Genomic DNA, 18,337 nt, shown 5'->3' on the forward strand with positions numbered 1-18,337 from the left:
TTATCAAAAAAGTAAGTGTTATGAGAAATGGTTATAATATAGTGGCTGTTACAGCTGCAGGTAGAAGGCAATATATGAAGTTCTTAATACCTCATATATTGAAGTCGGATATGATCGATCGATATGATATTTGGGTTAATACAATGAGTAAATTGGATATCGCATTTTTTAAGGAATTAGAAAATAAATATTCTAAGGTAAATCTTGTTTATCAGCCAGATGGAAAAATAAATGGCATAGCTTCTATAAACGCCTTCTATAAATATTGTGTAGATCCAAAATCTATTTATTTAAAATTGGATGATGATATAATATGGATGGATAATAATGCTTTGTGTACTTTGGTGGATTATCGGATAAATAATCCTGAATATTTTCTTGTTTCTCCCATAGTTATAAATAATGGTCTATGTGCTTACGCTTTATATAATTCCGGTAAACTAAAACTCTCTCGCTATCTTAAAGCTTATATGGAGGATGTGGCTGGGTGGTGCTCTCCTAAATTTTCTGAAAAGTATCATCGATGGTTTTATGATATTATAAAAAGTAATTGTGTGGAAGATGTTATGATATCTAATAAGGAAATAGCGATGAATCGATTTTCAATAAATGCGGTTTCATTTTTTGGATCATCGTTTAATGAGTTTTCAGGAGAGGTCGTTGGAGATGATGAGGAGTTCTTATCTGTTGTAAAGCCAACAAGTTTAGGATGCTCTAATTGCTTTGTTGGTAATTCTATAATGGTTCATTATGCATTCTCTTCGCAGAAAAAATATTTGGATGGTACTGATATCTTAAAACTTTATGATGAGTATTATGTAAATATGAAATTTCCATATTATAGTGATATTTCATCTCTTATTTTAGAAATTGAATCATTGGATAGTTTGGATGAGTATGTACAAGATTTGAATTATGTTGGTATTAAAAAGAGCTTGAAGGAAAAGTTGGGTGCGAAGAAATTTTATTTGCCTGTAGAAAAGAGATTTTATGAGTTTTATGTAAATTTGTTTAGGCCAATAGACTTACTTTGAATAAATGCTGGTTGTTTTTATTGATATATATATCATTTTGGTATGAGGGAATTTGCTCTTTTGTTAAAGTTTGCTTTTCTGCTTTTATCTGTGTTGTTAGTGTTCTTTTCTCCTAGGTGTTTTTCTTATGAGTTCTGTGCTTGTATATTATTTTTGTATTTGATCGAGAATCTGCTTTATTTTACTTGTTATAAGGAAGATGTAGTTTCTTTTCATGGCGTTTTTTTTCTTTCTTTCCTTTTTGCTAATTTTATATATCCAGTCTTTTATTATGTGGATAATACTTATGTGTCTCTTTTTCGATTTGAATTTGATGAGTCTGTTATATCATATGCTACCTCGGTAGCTTTTTGCGCATATAACTGCTATTTGTTAGGCGTATTATCTGTTGATAGAAAAATGGCGTTTAAGCTGAAGAGTTGTAATGCAAGGTTTGTGACTTGTAGTTTTATTGATGCCTTATTCTATTTAATTCTATTGCTTTTCTTTTGCTATACATTTTTAGGAGGTTTTGATTATATAGAAGATACCTATGAAAATGATAATTTTGGATCAACGCCATTTTATATTAGGATTATGGTTATGTCTCTAAGATATTTGATGTTGATATTTCTTATGTATATGTTTCAAATGTATAAAAATAAGCATGTGTTACGTAAAAAATATATTTATACAATAGTTGCTGTGTGTATGTGCTTTATATTAGCTGGAAATAGAGGTATGCCATTAGGTGTCCTTTTGCTTCTATTGATAGGGTTTAATGATTGCATTAGGAAAATTAATCTTTCGTGGCTCTTCGCTTTTGGGGTAATAGGAGTTGTATTATTGTCTTTTTTTTCTTATTTCAGATATGATTCTTCAATTTCTTTTTTAGATTTTAGTGATATTATAGAATCTCCTTTTGATTTATTCTTGGATTTGATTATTAATAATAGAAATTTGTATTCGTTGATTTCTTATGCGGAACATAATGGATATACCTATTTCTCAACTCAGCTTGGAATATTTTCTTTTATACCATTTGCTCAATCTTTTATTGTAAATGTTTTTGATGTCGGATTGCATAATTTGACATCTGCGGATTTTAATTCTTATCTTACTTTTGGATCTGTGGCAGGGGAATTGGGTCTAGGTACGAATATGGTATCTGATATATATTTATCTTTTGGCTTGATAGGAGTTGTTGTTATCTTTTATCTGTTTGGAATATACTTGCAATATTGTAAATCGAATTCTATTAATAGTATATATTGCTTTATTGCTTATTCTGTGATGGTATCTGATTCTGTATTTATCGTTAGAGGAAGTGTGTTTGAAATTGTTAAACTCTTAATATGGTTTAGTACGTTTGAGAAACTAAGACAAATTGTTTGTAGTTATGTTAAAAAATAGGATATTGTTTATTATGCCATCTTTATCTGGTGGAGGAGCAGAGAAGGTATTGATTGATGTTTTGAAATATACGGATTATTCGAAGTATGACGTAGATTTGTGTCTAATTATTAATAGAGGAGTTTATTTAGATGAAATCCCTTCATTTGTTAATCGTAAGTGTGTTTATTGTGAGAATGATGGCTTGTTGTATAAACTCCATTTTGTTTTAGCCAAGTATTTTAATATATCTTGTTTTCAATTATATAGAATAAATAGAGTAGTTGAACAAAATTATGATGTTATTATATCTTTTATGGAAGGAATATCTGTGAAATTTCATAGTTATGTTTTGAATAAAGGTAGAACTAATGTGAGTTGGATTCATATAGATCTGTTGACAAAACATTATACAAATCATTATTTTTATTCATTCTTAGAAGAAAGGTCAATATATAAAAGAATGGATAAAATCGCTTTTGTGTCAGATGATGCAAAAAGGGGGTTTGTTAAACTGTTTAATGTTGATGGGCAACTAACAACAATATATAATCCAATAGATAGAGAGAATATAGTGTTATTATCAAAGAAGAATGTAATAGATAAGAATCGTTTTACAATTTGCTCTGTAGGACGTTTAATGCCTCAGAAAGCTTATGATAGAATGGTACGTCTTGCGTATCACCTTAAAAAGAATAATGTAGATGTGGATTTTTGGATTCTTGGTACAGGTTATTTAGAAGCAGAATTAAGGAGGCTAGCTCGAGATTTGAGTGTTGAAGATATGGTTCATTTTTTGGGATTCAAATCTAATCCATATCCTTATATTGCAGCGTCAGATTTGTTTCTTAGTACATCTATGACAGAAGGCTATCCTTTGGTAATTTGTGAGGCATTGTGTTTGGGTAAACCAATTATCGCAACTGCGGTCTCTGGCTCGAAAGAGATATTGGCCGATTCAGAATATGGCTTACTTTCTGAAGAAGATGATGATTCTCTCTTGAAGAATACGCTGAGAATGATAACTAATAATTCATTAAGGGAGTATTACTCAAATCGGGCTGTTGAAAAAAGTCTTGATTTTGATGTTCAATCTACTGTCGATAATATTTATAAGTTTATTAAACAATGAATATGCCTTTAGTATCAGTCATAGTACCTATCTACAACGTAGAGGATTATTTGCAAACGTGTTGTAATAGTATTTTGTCTCAATCTTTTAATAATATAGAGGTAATATTAGTCAATGACGGCTCTACGGATGGATCTTGCGAAATTGCTAAACAAATAGAGAAGAAAGATTCTCGTGTCATCTTAATAGATCAAAGAAATGGAGGATTGTCTGCCGCGAGAAATGCTGGGCTAAAGGTTGCTAAAGGAGACTATGTCTTATTTGTAGACAGTGACGATTGGATTGAGAAGAATTGCATTCAAGAGCTATACCAAGATATTCAGCGGAATAATTCTGATGTGAGTTGTTGTTTGGCACAATATATTTCCGCGATGGGTACAATAAGACGAGGACGTAGCTCTTTTGGAATTAATAGCCTAACCGGGGATGAGATACTACCGAATGCCTTATTAGTGAAAACTTTTCCTACTTCGGCTTGGGGTAAATTGTACCGCCGTGATTTTTTACATGAGAATGGCCTGTTATTTAAGGAGGGAATTGTGAATGAGGACACTCTCTTCTCTATTCAAATAGCTTGTTTGGCAAAGAAAATTTCGTTTGTTGATAAGGTCTTATTCGATATCCGGGAGAGGGAGGGGAGTATATCGCGTTCTTCTTTTGAAAAATTATTCCAAGATATGAATATTGCCTTGTTGTCTGCTAGATCTTTTATGGAGGAGCATAATTGCTATAATGAGCCTTTGGACAAGTTGTATAAAGCGAGATATCTAAAATCAAATTTGTATAATTTGCTTCAAATAGCTCAACGGCTTCAATATCCGCAATATTGTAAGATGTATAATTTTTGCATGAGTTCTACCTGTTATTTGGAATATGGCGATTTTGCTGTTTTTTTACCGCGAAAACATAGAATCATGTATTCTATCTCCAAATCTCCGTTTCTCCTTTTTGTAACAATGAAAGTTTTGAACTTTTTTAATTATAGGATGCATTAAATAATGAATCAATACAACTACCTTATCGTCGGTTCTGGTCTCTTTGGAACCACAATGGCCTACCTCCTTCATCAAAAAGGATATAAATGTTTGGTTATAGACAAACGTCCTCACATTGGCGGTAATGTCTATACGGAGTCCGTGAATGGCATCAACGTGCATAAGTACGGGGCGCATATCTTTCATACCAGTGACAGGAGGGTATGGGAGTTCGTGAACTCTTTTGTGGAGTTCAATCGGTACACCAACTCTCCAGTGGCAAAATATAAGGGAAAACTGTATAATTTACCCTTCAATATGAATACTTTCTATCAGATGTGGGGAGTGACTACCCCGGAGAAGGCCAAGGAGATGATAGAGAAGCAACGGAAAGAATCTGGAATCATTAACCCGCAGAATTTAGAAGAACAGGCGATTTCTTTGATAGGGAAGGATATTTATTATACGTTAATCAAGGATTATACCGAGAAGCAATGGGGGCGTAAATCTACGGAACTTCCTGCGTTTATCATCAAACGACTTCCTGTGCGTTTCACTTTCGATAATAATTATTTCAACGATAAATATCAAGGTATCCCGGAGGGCGGATACACGAGGATGATCGAGCGGATGTTAGAGGGCGTGGAAGTACGTCTTGATACAGATTATTTCGAAAATCGAGAATATTTTGATTCGATAGCGGACCGGGTAATCTACACGGGGGAGATTGATCGTTTCTTTGATTATCGCTTTGGACACTTGGAGTATCGAACCGTGAGTTTCGAAACAGAGTTATTGGAAGGAGTTCCTAATTTCCAAGGAAATGCCGTGGTGAACTATACGGATGCCGATACTCCTTATACCCGTATTATCGAACATAAACATTTTGAGTTCGGACAGCAACCGGACACGGTGATCTCACGAGAGTATTCCAAGGAGTGGAGACCGGGGGATGAGCCTTATTATCCGGTAAACGATATACGGAACAGCGATCTGTATGCTCGATACAAGGCGTTGGCCGATGGGCAGGAGAAAGTGATCTTTGGGGGCCGGCTGGCGGAATATAAATATTATGATATGCATCAGGTGATCGCTAGCGCGTTGGAATTGGCGGAGAAATTGTGCTAAACATGGAATGATTATGGGTAATAAACTCACGCAAGTATCATTTTTATTTGTCTTCGCGACATTGTTGGTCGTGATAGGCCATGCGGATATAACCTTGGATTACAAAGATCTCTGGATTCATAAATGGGTGTATTCATTTCATATGCCTCTATTCTTTTTGGTGTCCGGCTTCTTGTTCGCATATACACACCCTGAGAATAAGATGAAGGGAATGAGATTTTTCCCGTTTATATGGAAAAAGGTCAAGCGGCTTTTATTGCCATTCTTATTCATTAATAGTGTGATTTTCGTCATAAAGTCACGTTTTGTTTCTGCCGATTTGATGCAGCATCCGTTGACGTTTAGTTTCTCCTCGTGGGTGGAGAGTTTGCTTTTTCATCCGATTGGCTTTATGTGGTTTTTACCGGCGTTGTTCATGATATTCGTGTTCTTCTCGCTTTTAAGGAAATGGATATGCGTTAACATATATTTACAAATGGGGGGGGTAATTCTGCTATTTGTGTTAAGCCGTGTGATACCCGATCTGTCATTTATGCAAATATCGTCCGCGGTTCATTATTCGGTTTATTTCGGCTTGGGGATTCTTTATTGTATCTACAAGGGAAGGGTGGATGCGATTCTGTCGCGCTATAGGGGTGCTATGCTTTTGGGCTCATTCGTCCTATCGGCAGGCTTGATTCCGGTAAAAGTAATGGCCGCTTTGGTCGGCATTGCTTTTAGTCTGACCTTGTCGCTCTCGGTGGAGAAGCATTGTGGAGATCGAATGATAAGGTTGTCGGGATTTACCTATACCGTGTTCTTGTTGTCTTATTTTCCGCAAATGTTCATTCGGGGACCTATCGCCCATGCCTTGCCGGAAGTGAATCAATATGTGTTGTCGTTGGTATCGATCGTGATGGGCTTTGGCTTGCCAATGGTTATCGGGTTTCTATACGCAAGGGTGAGAAACAAGAATCGGCTGACAAGGTTCGTTGGTCTTTTGATCGGAGTGTGATTATAATATAAAAATCAAATAAATATGGAAAAGGGATTGGTCTCGATCATTACCCCTATGTATAAAGGGGCTGAATTTGTTGGAGACACGATAGAATCTGTCTTGAAGCAAACATATACGAACTGGGAGATGATTATCGTGGATGATTGTTCTCCCGATGATGGGGCGGGGATCAACGTCGTGAAGCGATATGCGGATCCCCGGATTAAGTTGATAGAAAGTAAGATAAATAAGGGATCTTCGGGAGCGAGAAATATCGCGTTGAAAGAGGCGCAAGGACAGTACATAGCGTTCCTTGATTCGGATGATATGTGGCCGGAAGAGTATTTGGAGTCCCAAATTTTGTTTTTGAGCAATAAGGATGTCGTGATCGCTTATGGCGGTGTACAAAGGATAGATGAGAATACAAAAGAAAAAATCAGCTCTCCTTTTCCCCGTCCTGATAGGGTTGATTATAAGGATCTGTTGAAGGTATGTCCGATATGTCCATCGGCCACGGTATATGATTTGTCAAAGTGTGAAAAATATTATTTCAATGAGGCATTGGGCAGCATGCGTGATGACTATGTATATTGGCTTGAAATGTTGAAAGATGTACCTTATGCGCATTATAATCCGGGAGTCTCAATTCTGTATAGAGTGCGCCAAGGGGCGGTGACGGCTAATAAGAGGAAGACTATCTTCTCGCAATGGAAGGTGCTAAGGACGGTGGAGCATGTCTCTTTATTTAAGGCAGCTTATTGTCTTTTTTGTTGGGGTATAAATGGAATCGTAAAATTTAAATTATATAAGTAAGATTATGGATATTCAAGTTTTTATAGAGAAGTTCGCTGAAGCGATAGAAGTAGAAGATACGAAAAAATTGTCAGAGAATACGGAATTTCGCGATTTGGATGAGTGGAGCTCTTTGGCGGTGTTGTCTCTTATCGCTTTGTTCGATGAGGAGTTTGAAAAAGAGGTTGGCGGTAAGGAGCTGAAAGCGTGTGTTACACTTGGAGATTTGTATGATTTGGCTGTAAAATAGATTGAGAGATGGCATTTTTGACTTACGAGGGAGTAGGTATAACGGCAATGGCCGCTGCGGTTCCTCGGTGTGTGGTTGATAATTATAAATATACTCAATACTTCCCGGAAGATCAAGTAAAGGAGGTTGTTGATAAGATAGGGATCTATGAACGTCGTTTCGCTGATGCCGATACATGTTCTTCGGATTTGTGTTTTGCTGCGGCGGAGAGATTGATAGAGGATAATGGGATAAATAAAGAGGAAATTGATTTGTTGGTATTTATCTCCCAGACTCCGGATTATCGGATGCCTGCTACTTCTGTCATTCTTCAAGATCGACTGAAACTATCTCATTCATGTGTGGCTTTTGATATTTCTTTAGGATGTTCGGCGTTTTGTTATGGCCTTTCCGTGGTATATGGCATGATGCAATCTGGGGGGATTCGAAAAGCCTTGATATTGGATGGAGAGACTCGTTCAAAGGTTTACTCGCCCAAGGATCGTCGGAGTGCGTTCCTGTTTGGAGACGGTGGGGTGGCTGCCTTGGTGGAGCGAGATGAGAAGTTTGGGAAAAGTTATTTCTCATTGAACTCGGATGGCTCTCGGGCAGATCTTATCATGATAAAAGGTGGAGGATATCGACATCCCAGTTCTGAGGAGACATTGCGAGAGAAAGTCGTGGATGAGTATGGCAATATTCGTAGCGATGAGCAGGGGTATATGCAAGGCGGGGATGTTTTTAACTTCGTGATCCGGGAAATTCCTCGTGATATAAAAAAGACATTGGAATATGCGGGTGATACTGCGGACTCATTTGATTATATCGTGTTTCATCAAGCGAATAATTTTATCAATGCTTATATCGCTAAGAAAATGAAACTGGATACGGATAAGATACCGTCTACCATCGCTAAATATGGTAATACGTCATCTGTCTCGGTGCCGTTGACAATTGTAAGTGAGTTGAAAGATAGGCTTTATGGTAACAAGAAGTTGTTGTTAAGTGCTTTCGGTGTGGGTATGACGTGGGCTACGGGTATTGTTCCATTTGTAGATTGTAAAATAAGTGATATAGTGGAAGTATGATGAATCCATTTTCTTTGGAAGATAAATTGATCATCGTGACAGGTGCTTCTTCCGGTATCGGTCGGCAATGTGCGATAGATTGTAGCAAGATGGGGGCCATAGTGGTATTGATCGCCCGGGATGAAGAACGGTTGAAGGAGACGATAGCTCAGATGGAGTATCCGGAGAGGCATTGTTATTATTCGATAGATCTGTCTGATATAGACCAGATTAGATTATTAGTGGATAATATTGTTTCCGCAAATGGAAAGATAGATGCCTATGTTCATGCGGCCGGAATAGAAAAAACTTTGCCATTGAAATTTTTATCTTCGGATGATTATAAAAGTGTATTTACGGTTAATGCGTTAAGTGCTTTTGAGTTTATACGTTGTTTTAGCAGTCGAAAGAATTTTAATAATGGAGGACGAATCGTTTTGATCTCATCTATTCTGTCTATTGTAGGAAGGGGTGGTGTTTCTGCTTATGCGGCATCAAAAGGTGCTATGGTTAGTGCGGTTAAGGCAATGGCATTGGAGTTGGCCCCTAGAAAGATTTGTATAAATTGTATATCACCGGGTACAGTAAGAACGCCATTAATGGAACGTTTTCTTTCCTCTCTTTCCAAGGAGGACTATGAAAAACGTATAAGTGGATTCCCTTTGGGGGTAGGTGAAGTAACTGATATCTCTCGAACTTGCCTATTTCTTCTTTCGGACGCTTCTCGCTGGATCACAGGGCAAAATATCGTGGTAGATGGGGGATATACGGCTCAATAAGATGGGACTATGGAAGTATTAGTGAAGAAAACTTTTGAGCTCTCGAATGAAGAGATCGTAGCGATTTATGCTCTTTTCGAGGAGGTGTTTGGGCAGAAACGTGATGTGGCTACGTTTCGTGAGAACTATTCAAATACACCTTTGGGGTATTCTTACCATAGTATATTATTGAATGAGGAGGGAGATACGGTAGGTTTCCATTCCTGCATGCCTTTCTATTACCAAAGAGGCAATGAGCGTTTTATGGTTGCGCTTGGTATCGACTCGATGGTGAAAAAGGCGTATCGTGATTATTTCAGTTTTCACGATATGATCGTCCAATGCCAAAAACAGTTAAGAGAAGACGGTTGTGTATTGAGGATCGGTTTCCCGAATGACAATTCTTATCCTATACTAAAAAAAGGATTGAAGCATCGGGATGTGGGTAAACTGACAATCTATTGCATGATCCGTAATATCGGAGCAGTAAAAAGAAGACTTGCTTTCTTGAATATTTTTAGCCGGATCTTTTCAAGAGTACTGTACACATGTTCTTTCTTGTCGATTGGTCATAGGTTGTATTCCTATAAGTATCATAAAGAGCGTGAGTCTTTTGATAAGGTGCGTTATCGCTGGTTTGGAGGAGATTATCGAAAAGTGTCACGTAAAGGATCTCAATTTGTTTATAAGTTAGAACGTTATAATGAAGTTGAGACCGCTTTCTTGTTGGATGTATGGCCACTTTCGAGATCTGCATTTGAAGAAGCTGTCCGATATATCTATAAGAAAGAGCGGAAGGGGATAGACATGATTATTTACGTGGGAAATTTGCCTTTTACTCCTATTGGCTTGATTTCTGTCCCTCATCGTTTGGAACCTAAACATTTCAATTTTACATGTAAGCCTTTAGTGAAAGATTTTTTTGATGATTCACTTTATGATATCCGAAATTGGGAGGTAAACCTGTCTAATTACGATTTGTTGTAAGTTTCTAAATTCCTATGAACATACTAACTTTCGACATCGAGGAGTGGTTTCATCTCCTCGATAACGACTCTACACGCTCCGAGGAGCAGTGGAAAAGGTTTGAAGTGCGTATCTATGAGAATATGGAGCGCATTTTTCGTATCTTGGAGGAGACAGATACGAAGGCTACTTTTTTCGTGATCGGCTGGATCGCCAAGACGTATCCGGATATCGTGCGACAGATCGCATCCAAGTATCAAGTGGGAAGCCATACGATGAATCATCAGTTGGTGTGGCAGCAATCGAGGGAGGCATTCAAAGAGGATGTCTCTTCTTCCATAAAATTGCTGGAGGATATAACGGGGCAGAAGGTAGAGGCTTTCCGTGCGCCGGGATTCTCGATCCGTGAGAGCGAGGGGTGGGCTTTCGAGATATTGCATGAATTGGGAATTCGTATGGATAGCTCGGTTTTTCCTGCGCATCATGCGCATGGAGGAATGCCATCATATGTTTCTGCGGTGCCTAGCTGGGTGGAATATAACGGAATAAGGATGAAAGAATTCCCGATCGTGTATCGTAAGATATTGGGAAAGCATATCGTTTTCTCTGGAGGAGGCTATTTCCGCTTGGTTCCCTATAGATTATTGAGGAAATGGACACGTGAATGTCCGGAATATTTGTTGGCTTACATCCATCCTCGTGATCTGGATGCGGAGCAACCGATGATTGAGGACTTAAATTATATCCGTCGTTTCAAATCGTATTATGGCTTGCGTGGAGCGGAAGAGAAATTGAAACGATGGCTTATGGATTTTGATTTTATGGACTTACGTACGGCGGATGGTCTGATAGATTGGAAGGCAGCTCCTATTGTCGAAATTACTCCCAGTCTTTGTTCCGCAACAAATCTCCGCAGCCAGTCCTAACCTCTTCAATGATTCGTATGCAGTGCGGTTTATTCATCTTGTTTTTAGTACCGATGGTTATCATGTCTTGAATGGTGGGATGTCCGGTTCCATTGACCGAAGTCGCATGTTCACCATTATAACCCTCTGTGCATAGGGTGAGATCGTAGGCGGGAGCAAGATGCCATTGCCATGTGCTGGTATCACTTTTCTGTATTGTGAAACTGAAATTCTTGCAATGATCATCTTTGTTGTCTGTGAAATAGTTGAAAACCATACGACGAAACATTTCTTCCACTTCTAAAGGATTCTGCGTTAGATAGCCAGTTAGGGCCAGTAAGTTGCTATAATCGAGAATTGGGTTGGATAGTGGAATGTTAAGCAGCCCTCCGGCTGTGACTGTATGCAAACGTTCTCCATCTTGCGAGATGTCGAAGCGGCGTGTCGTGAAATACTTACCGTTGATCAGTTTGAAGTCTGGAACGCGGATGCCACATTGTCGTGCTAACTCATTGTAATGAAATTCTATCAATCCCATGTCTTGAGGGTCGTATGTATGGCGGAACTTCACCATCCAATGCCCTTCATTGTTGGAGAACAATGCCTTGGGTCTGCATCCGCCGCTATTTCGGCTGTTAAAAAGAAGAAGTTCTACGTCATCGTCGTTCTTCTCATGCAACACTTCTAAGGCCTTTTCTTGCAGCAGATCGAAATCAAGGGGCTCATGCGAAGTACCTATGCTGGTTTCCGGTTCGTATGTGAGTGCTCCCATACCCCCATTTCCCACTAGACTTAGACGGTCGAGCGCTGACAATTGGGTATCGTTGATGCCTTCTTTGAGCAAGGCCTTATGCAAGAGGTAGCGACCATAGCCATCGGGCAGACTGTCTTCGAAAACACCGAAATTCCCATAAAAAGGTGAGGGCTTTGCGATGAACAATCCCGGTTTCAGCGGAAGTTCCAATGGGGATATACTGAAACCGTTGGAAAGCCATGCTTTATCGTATTCAAAGGCACACTGTTTGTTGTCGGGAGTGAGCGAAAGCGTCCCGACTATCTGTTCGTGATACTTTACGATAAGTCTTTCTATTTTTTTGATTCTCATTACTTATGTACTTTTTTCTTGTTGGTATTCTTGCGGATTTGTAGTAGCTCCTCCATGGTGGAGTATTTTGGTTCGGAAAAAAGCTTCTTTATCTCCGAAGTGTAACCTAATGCCATTGCTATGCCGATAAGGTTCTTGAGTGAGATAAGACCTTTCTGTTCGAATCGCACGATATTACTGACTGCTACACCTGCCTTCTCCGACACTTGTTCGCGTGTCAGATTCTTCTCTATACGTCGCTTGCGGAAGTCGTTGGCTATTTCTTTAGCGATCTCATCCGGGTTGTCTAGCGTATAGTTGTCAAGAACTGATAACATATTGTTTGTTTCCTGCATCTTTATTTGGATAATAGTAATATATTATTAGTTGCAAAGGTAGTAAAAAGCTCTGTATTCTCATCGTCTTATGCGTGGCTTTTTAAAAGTTCAAGAAGATGTTTGTGGAATTAAATAAAAAACTCTATCTTTGCACTCGATTTTCCGCAGAGGGTAAATAAGTGGAGCCGGAGACGGAGCCCACCCCCGGGACCTAACCTGTTTAAAAGATTTTAAGACAGATGTACGTAATCGTAGAAATTAACGGACAACAGTTCAAGGCTGAGCAAGGCAAGAAATTGTTCGTTCATCACATTCAGAACGCGGAAAGCGGTGCTGTTGTGGAGTTTGACAAGGTGTTGTTAGTAGATAACAACGGTGAGGTAACAGTGGGTGTTCCTACTGTAGAGGGCGCAAAGGTAGTATGCGAGGTATTATCTCCGCTGGTAAAAGGTGACAAGGTGCTGGTATTCCACAAGAAGAGAAGAAAAGGTTACCGTAAATTGAACGGTCACCGTCAGCAGTTCACTGAGGTGAGTATTAAAGAAGTTATTGCTTAACGTTTAAAGGAGAAGAAAAGAAATGGCACATAAAAAAGGTGTGGGTAGTTCTAAGAACGGCCGTGAATCACAAAGTAAAAGATTAGGTGTTAAGCTTTTTGGTGGTGAGGTTGCTAAAGCTGGTAACATCATCGTTCGTCAAAGAGGTACGGTTCATCATCCGGGCGAGAACGTAGGTATCGGTAAGGATCATACGTTGTATGCGTTGGTAGATGGCGTTGTTACTTTCCGTAGAGGAAAAGAAAACAGATCATTTGTTTCTGTAAAAGAAGTTGTTGCTGAGGCTTAAGTTTCTGCGACCAAAGAATAAGGAAAAGGATATCCTGAAAAGGGGTATCCTTTTTTTATTGCCGATGATAATAAACGTTATGAAGTAAATTTTGGAACATATATAAATAAACTTGTAACTTTGCGGTCTCAAACATAAATACAAACATAAAAAACAATGGGTGGTTTTTTCGGAACTATTTCTAAAGGAGCCTGTATTACGGATTTATTCTATGGTACAGACTACAATTCTCATCTAGGAACCCGCAGAGGCGGTATGGCTACGTACGATAAGGAAGAAGGGTTTACGCGTTCGATCCACAATCTGGAGAATTCTTATTTCCGCACCAAGTTTGAACCGGGGCTTCCTAAATTCAAAGGAAAAGCCGGGATCGGTATTATCAGCGATACGGATGCGCAGCCTATCGTTATCAACTCTCACTTAGGTAAATTCGCGATCGTGACGGTGGCGAAGATTAATAATCTGGACGAGCTGGAAAAGGAGTTATTGGAAGCGAACATGCATTTCTCGGAATTGAGTTCCGGAAAAACGAATCAGACGGAGTTAGTCGCTTTGCTGATTACACAAGGCAAGGACTTCGTGGAGGGTATTGAGAATGTTTACAATAAGATAAAGGGCTCTTGCTCTATGTTGCTCCTGACGGAGGATGGTATTATCGCCGCCCGTGATAAGTGGGGGCGTACGCCGATCGTAATCGGGAAGAAAGACGGAGCTTATGCGGCGACCAGTGAGTCTAGCAGTCTTCCGAACTTGGATTATGAGATCGAGAAATTTATAGGCCCGGGCGAGATCGTCCGTTTGCGTGCCGATGGTATGGAGCAGATGCGTAAACCGAATGAAGGGATGCAGGTCTGCTCTTTCCTTTGGGTGTATTATGGATTTCCGGTTTCTTGCTATGAGGGTAAGAACGTGGAGGATGTCCGGTTTATGAGTGGATATAAGATGGGGCAGAAGGATGACTCGGAGGTGGATTGCGCCTGTGGTATACCGGACTCCGGCGTGGGTATGGCCTTGGGATATGCGGAAGGTAAGGGGGTGCCTTATCATCGGGCTATCGCTAAGTATACACCGACGTGGCCTCGTAGTTTTACCCCGGCTAACCAAGAGATGCGTGCTTTGGTGGCTAAGATGAAATTGATACCGAACCGTGCGATGCTGGAAGGCAGACGCATCCTTTTCTGCGACGACTCGATCGTGCGTGGTACACAGCTTCGTGATAACGTGAAGATCTTATATGATTATGGGGCGAAAGAGGTACATATGCGTATCGCTTGCCCTCCATTGATTTATAGTTGCCCGTTTATCGGTTTTACTTCTTCCAAGAGTCCTTTGGAGTTGATAACTCGTCAGATTATCAAGGAACTGGAAGGGGATGAGAATAAGAATCTGGATAAATATGCTACGACAGACTCTCCGGAATATAAGAAGATGGTCGGAATTATCGCCGAGCGTTTCGGGTTGAGTTCCTTGAAGTTTAATACGCTGGAAACCTTGGTGGAGGCGATCGGCTTGCCTAAGTGTAAGGTTTGTACGCACTGCTTCGACGGTTCAAGCTGCTTTTGATGACATTTTTTGAGAGAAACAGGAATAGCGGGACAATTTGTCTCGCTATTTTTTTGTCATGTAACTTGCTTTGTCTACTTTTATGGCTGTTTTAAAAGAGTGAGTTATGACAGTTTTAGATAGATTTTTAAAGTACGTTACGTTCGATACCCAGTCGAACGAGGAGACGGGTACGACTCCTAGTACGCCGGGACAACGTGTCTTTGCCGAGGCTTTGGTGAAGGAATTGGAAGCGATTGGTATGGAGGAGATCTCCTTGGATGAGAATAGTTATGTAATGGCTACTCTGCCGGCTAATACGGACGAGAAAATCCCGACTATCGGTTTTATCGCTCATTTGGATACGAGTCCGGATATGTCGGGTAAGAATGTCCAGCCTCGTATCGTGACTTATCTGGGTGGTGATATTGTCTTGGATGCGGAAGAAAATGTTGTACTATCTCAATCGATGTTCCCAGAGCTTTCAGATTATAAGGGACAGGATATTATCGTAACGAATGGTAAGACTTTATTAGGTGCCGATGATAAGGGAGGTGTAGCCGCTATCGTCGCCTCTATGCAATATTTGAAGGATCATCCGGAGATCAAGCACGGTAAGATCCGTATCGCTTTTACCCCGGATGAGGAAATCGGACAAGGTGCCGATCATTTCGACGTGGAGAAGTTCGGTTGTGATTGGGGATATACGATTGACGGTGGACAAATCGGTGAGTTGGAATATGAGAATTTCAATGCCGCCGGCGCTAAGATTATCTTCAAGGGCTTGAACGTACATCCGGGATACGCCAAGGATAAGATGCAAAACGCTTCCTTGCGTGCGATCGAGTTTGCTTCTTGGTTGCCGGCCGAGCAACGTCCGGAGCATACGACTGGTTATGAGGGATTCTTCCATTTGACCGGTATGACCGGTTCGGTCGAGGAAGCTACTCTATCTTACATCATCCGTGACCATGACCGGAAGTTGTTCGAGGAGAAGAAAGAATTGCTTCGTACGTTGGTTGATAAGATGAATGAAGCGCATCCGGGATGTGCGCATTTAGAGCTTCGGGATCAATATTACAATATGCGCGAGGTTGTGGAGCCCCAGAAACATATCGTTGATTTGGCGTTTGAGGCGATGACCTCCGTTGGGGTAGAACCGATCGTGAAACCGATCCGGGGAGGTACGGATGGTGCCCGCCTGTCGTTTATGGGATTGCCTTGCCCGAATATTTTCGCGGGAGGCCTGAATTTCCACGGACGTTATGAGTTCTTGCCCGTTCGTTCGTTGGAGAAGAGTATGGAAACAGTTATAAAAATCATAGAGCTATCGGCTCGTAAATCTTAAATGCAATAATTACATGAAAACAACTCCGTTTACCGACGTGCATATCGCGTTGGGCGCAAAGATGCACGAATTCGCAGGTTTCAATATGCCTATCGAATATTCCGGAATTATCGACGAACACATGACTGTAGTGAATGGTGTAGGTGTGTTTGATGTTTCCCACATGGGCGAGTTTTGGGTAAAAGGCCCGAACGCCTTGGCTTTCATTCAAAGCGTAACTTCTAACGACGCTTCTGTCTTGCCGCTTGGTAAGGCTCAATATACTTGCTTCCCGAACGACAAGGGAGGTATCGTGGATGACCTTTTGGTATATCATTACGAGCCGGAGAAATATTTGCTGGTCGTAAACGCCGGTAATATCGACAAGGATTGGGATTGGTGCGTAAGCCATAATACGGTAGGTGCCGAATTGGAGAATTCTTCCGACCGTACGGCTCAATTGGCTATCCAAGGACCGAAAGCACAGGAGGTTCTTCAACGTCTTACTCCGGTTGATTTATCTTCTATTCCTTACTATTCATTTGTGACGGGTGAGTTCGCCGGTTGCAAAAACGTGATTATCTCCAACACGGGGTATACCGGTGCGGGTGGCTTCGAATTGTATTTCTATCCGAGTGATGCGATGACGATCTGGAACGCTATCTTCGAGGCTGGAAAGCCGGAAGGGATCAAGCCGATCGGTTTGGGAGCACGTGATACGCTTCGTCTTGAGATGGGCTTCTGCTTGTATGGAAATGATTTGGATGATACGACTTCTCCGATCGAGGCTGGTTTAGGCTGGATCACGAAGTTCGCCGAGGGTAAGAACTTTACGAATCGTGCGGAATTGGAGCGTCAGAAGAAAGAGGGCGTAACCCGTAAGTTGTGTGCTTTCGAGCTGCAGGAAAAGGGAATTCCCCGTCATGGCTATGAGATCGCCGATGCGGAAGGGAATGTAATCGGCGTGGTTACTTCCGGTACGATGTCTCCGGTATTGAAGAAGGGGATCGGTATGGGATACGTGAAACCTGAGTTCGCGAAAGCTGGTACGGATATCTTTATCAAGGTGCGTAATAAGAACTTGAAGGCTCAAGTGGTAAAGGCTCCTTTCCGTAAATAAGAGATAAGGCTATCTATAAATAGTTCGAAGGCGATGTTCCTCACGGAGCACCGCCTTCCTTATTATAGAAAAGTTGGACATGATTAATATGTTGTTCCCTGGAAAATGTTCGATTGTGAGTACGGAAGTAGGGTACCGGTCATTCTCAAGTTTCTACCGGAGAAGTTCGGGTCTACGGTAACGGTTGCGTTGTTTGTTCCGTTGGTAAGCATCAAGCTAACGGTAGCGGAGATAAACACACCCTGTACGTTCATGTTCAGATAAACATTGCCCTTGTCATCCTGCTTGGTCTGGATATTGGAGGCGCTACCTTGTACGGTGATACCACCTAATCCGTTAGGACCGGGATACGGAGAGTTGGACGCGATCTGGACCATAGCCTGTCCGTCATTCAAAGATACGAAGTTCGTATTTGAATTTACGTAGAATACCTGTCCGTTCATCGGTTGTATGTTGTTAGCCTCCAATACGAATGATTGGTTGTTGATAGCTTGTACAGCGGCGTTAAACTCTTCTTGGCCTTCTACGGCATCTTGTGCCAGACGCTCTTGTTTCTTGATTTCTCTCTCTACTTTTTTGGCTTCCTTTGTTATCGATTTTTGAGCCATTACTTGTGTCATTCCGCACATAGCGACAGCGAGAACGACGATAAAAGATACAATTCTTTTCATACTTGATTTAGTTTTAAAACGGTTTTAAATTGTATAGATTAAACAGCGTCGTTGCGAAAAAGTTCCTGCGGCTTATC

General features: G+C 40.6%; 20 protein-coding genes. 17 read left to right on the plus strand and 3 right to left on the minus strand.

Going from position 1 to position 18,337, the window contains the following annotated elements:
• Positions 1-20: 20 nt before the first annotated feature.
• Genes HMPREF0999_RS18345 through HMPREF0999_RS18400 form a run of 12 tightly spaced genes read left to right on the plus strand, consistent with a single transcriptional unit; the run spans position 21 to position 11,353 of the window.
• Positions 21-1,034: a hypothetical protein gene (locus HMPREF0999_RS18345; protein WP_009276588.1), complete on the plus strand. Its 1,014-nt coding sequence runs from the start codon at positions 21-23 to the stop codon at positions 1,032-1,034.
• A 42-nt stretch (positions 1,035-1,076) separates the two neighbouring features.
• A complete protein-coding gene (gene wzy, locus HMPREF0999_RS18350) occupies positions 1,077-2,426 on the plus strand; it encodes an O-antigen polysaccharide polymerase Wzy (RefSeq protein WP_009276589.1) in 1,350 nt (449 codons plus the stop codon).
• Positions 2,413-3,537: a glycosyltransferase gene (locus tag HMPREF0999_RS18355; protein WP_009276590.1), complete on the plus strand. Its 1,125-nt coding sequence runs from the start codon at positions 2,413-2,415 to the stop codon at positions 3,535-3,537. Before wzy ends, HMPREF0999_RS18355 begins: the two co-directional genes overlap by 14 nt.
• A complete protein-coding gene (locus HMPREF0999_RS18360) occupies positions 3,534-4,532 on the plus strand; it encodes a glycosyltransferase (protein ID WP_009276591.1) in 999 nt (332 codons plus the stop codon). Before HMPREF0999_RS18355 ends, HMPREF0999_RS18360 begins: the two co-directional genes overlap by 4 nt.
• A 3-nt stretch (positions 4,533-4,535) precedes the next feature.
• Positions 4,536-5,639, plus strand: a complete 1,104-nt coding sequence (glf, locus tag HMPREF0999_RS18365; RefSeq protein ID WP_009276592.1) for a UDP-galactopyranose mutase — start codon at positions 4,536-4,538, stop codon at positions 5,637-5,639.
• Positions 5,640-5,652: 13 nt separating this feature from the next.
• Complete coding sequence (locus HMPREF0999_RS18370) at positions 5,653-6,633, plus strand: acyltransferase family protein (protein ID WP_009276593.1); 981 nt, start codon at positions 5,653-5,655, stop codon at positions 6,631-6,633.
• 24 nt (positions 6,634-6,657) lie between these two features.
• Positions 6,658-7,428 (plus strand): glycosyltransferase family 2 protein, encoded by a 771-nt coding sequence (locus HMPREF0999_RS18375; RefSeq protein WP_009276594.1) that lies wholly within the window; start codon positions 6,658-6,660, stop codon positions 7,426-7,428.
• Between the two features lie 4 nt (positions 7,429-7,432).
• Complete coding sequence (locus HMPREF0999_RS18380) at positions 7,433-7,657, plus strand: phosphopantetheine-binding protein (protein WP_009276595.1); 225 nt, start codon at positions 7,433-7,435, stop codon at positions 7,655-7,657.
• 8 nt (positions 7,658-7,665) lie between these two features.
• Complete coding sequence (locus tag HMPREF0999_RS18385) at positions 7,666-8,724, plus strand: 3-oxoacyl-ACP synthase III family protein (RefSeq protein WP_009276596.1); 1,059 nt, start codon at positions 7,666-7,668, stop codon at positions 8,722-8,724.
• A complete protein-coding gene (locus HMPREF0999_RS18390) occupies positions 8,721-9,482 on the plus strand; it encodes an SDR family NAD(P)-dependent oxidoreductase (protein ID WP_009276597.1) in 762 nt (253 codons plus the stop codon). Before HMPREF0999_RS18385 ends, HMPREF0999_RS18390 begins: the two co-directional genes overlap by 4 nt.
• 9 nt (positions 9,483-9,491) lie before the next feature.
• The gene (locus HMPREF0999_RS18395; protein ID WP_009276598.1) at positions 9,492-10,448 is read left to right on the plus strand and encodes a GNAT family N-acetyltransferase; all 957 of its coding nucleotides are present in this window, start codon (positions 9,492-9,494) and stop codon (positions 10,446-10,448) included.
• A gap of 14 nt (positions 10,449-10,462) precedes the next feature.
• The gene (locus tag HMPREF0999_RS18400) at positions 10,463-11,353 is read left to right on the plus strand and encodes a polysaccharide deacetylase family protein (RefSeq protein ID WP_009276599.1); all 891 of its coding nucleotides are present in this window, start codon (positions 10,463-10,465) and stop codon (positions 11,351-11,353) included.
• On the opposite strand, the gene HMPREF0999_RS18405 is transcribed toward HMPREF0999_RS18400, so the two are convergent.
• Positions 11,307-12,437, minus strand: a complete 1,131-nt coding sequence (locus tag HMPREF0999_RS18405; protein WP_009276600.1) for a type II toxin-antitoxin system HipA family toxin — start codon at positions 12,435-12,437, stop codon at positions 11,307-11,309. The genes HMPREF0999_RS18400 and HMPREF0999_RS18405 overlap by 47 nt on opposite strands.
• On the minus strand, positions 12,437-12,772 hold the full coding sequence (locus HMPREF0999_RS18410) for a helix-turn-helix domain-containing protein (protein WP_005861905.1): 336 nt from the start codon (positions 12,770-12,772) through the stop codon (positions 12,437-12,439). The genes HMPREF0999_RS18405 and HMPREF0999_RS18410 overlap by 1 nt, the downstream gene beginning before the upstream one ends.
• Before the next feature lie 221 nt (positions 12,773-12,993).
• On the opposite strand from HMPREF0999_RS18410, the gene rplU reads away from it, so the two are divergent.
• From rplU to gcvT, 5 genes are all read left to right on the plus strand, one after another.
• A complete protein-coding gene (gene rplU, locus HMPREF0999_RS18415) occupies positions 12,994-13,311 on the plus strand; it encodes a 50S ribosomal protein L21 (RefSeq protein ID WP_005861907.1) in 318 nt (105 codons plus the stop codon).
• Positions 13,312-13,333: 22 nt separating this feature from the next.
• Positions 13,334-13,600, plus strand: coding sequence for a 50S ribosomal protein L27 (gene rpmA, locus HMPREF0999_RS18420; RefSeq protein ID WP_005861909.1), 267 nt, complete (start codon positions 13,334-13,336; stop codon positions 13,598-13,600).
• 156 nt (positions 13,601-13,756) lie between these two features.
• Complete coding sequence (locus HMPREF0999_RS18425; protein ID WP_008780836.1) at positions 13,757-15,163, plus strand: amidophosphoribosyltransferase; 1,407 nt, start codon at positions 13,757-13,759, stop codon at positions 15,161-15,163.
• A 106-nt stretch (positions 15,164-15,269) separates the two neighbouring features.
• Positions 15,270-16,490: a peptidase T gene (gene pepT, locus HMPREF0999_RS18430; RefSeq protein WP_005861913.1), complete on the plus strand. Its 1,221-nt coding sequence runs from the start codon at positions 15,270-15,272 to the stop codon at positions 16,488-16,490.
• Between the two features lie 13 nt (positions 16,491-16,503).
• On the plus strand, positions 16,504-17,589 hold the full coding sequence (gcvT, locus tag HMPREF0999_RS18435; protein ID WP_005861915.1) for a glycine cleavage system aminomethyltransferase GcvT: 1,086 nt from the start codon (positions 16,504-16,506) through the stop codon (positions 17,587-17,589).
• An 83-nt stretch (positions 17,590-17,672) separates the two neighbouring features.
• Here gcvT and HMPREF0999_RS18440 read toward each other — a convergent pair whose 3' ends face one another.
• On the minus strand, positions 17,673-18,260 hold the full coding sequence (locus tag HMPREF0999_RS18440; RefSeq protein ID WP_005861917.1) for a DUF4251 domain-containing protein: 588 nt from the start codon (positions 18,258-18,260) through the stop codon (positions 17,673-17,675).
• Positions 18,261-18,337: the final 77 nt, after the last annotated feature.

Origin of the sequence: Parabacteroides sp. D25, from assembly GCF_000307475.1 — a bacterium.
Lineage (GTDB): Bacteria > Bacteroidota > Bacteroidia > Bacteroidales > Tannerellaceae > Parabacteroides > Parabacteroides distasonis.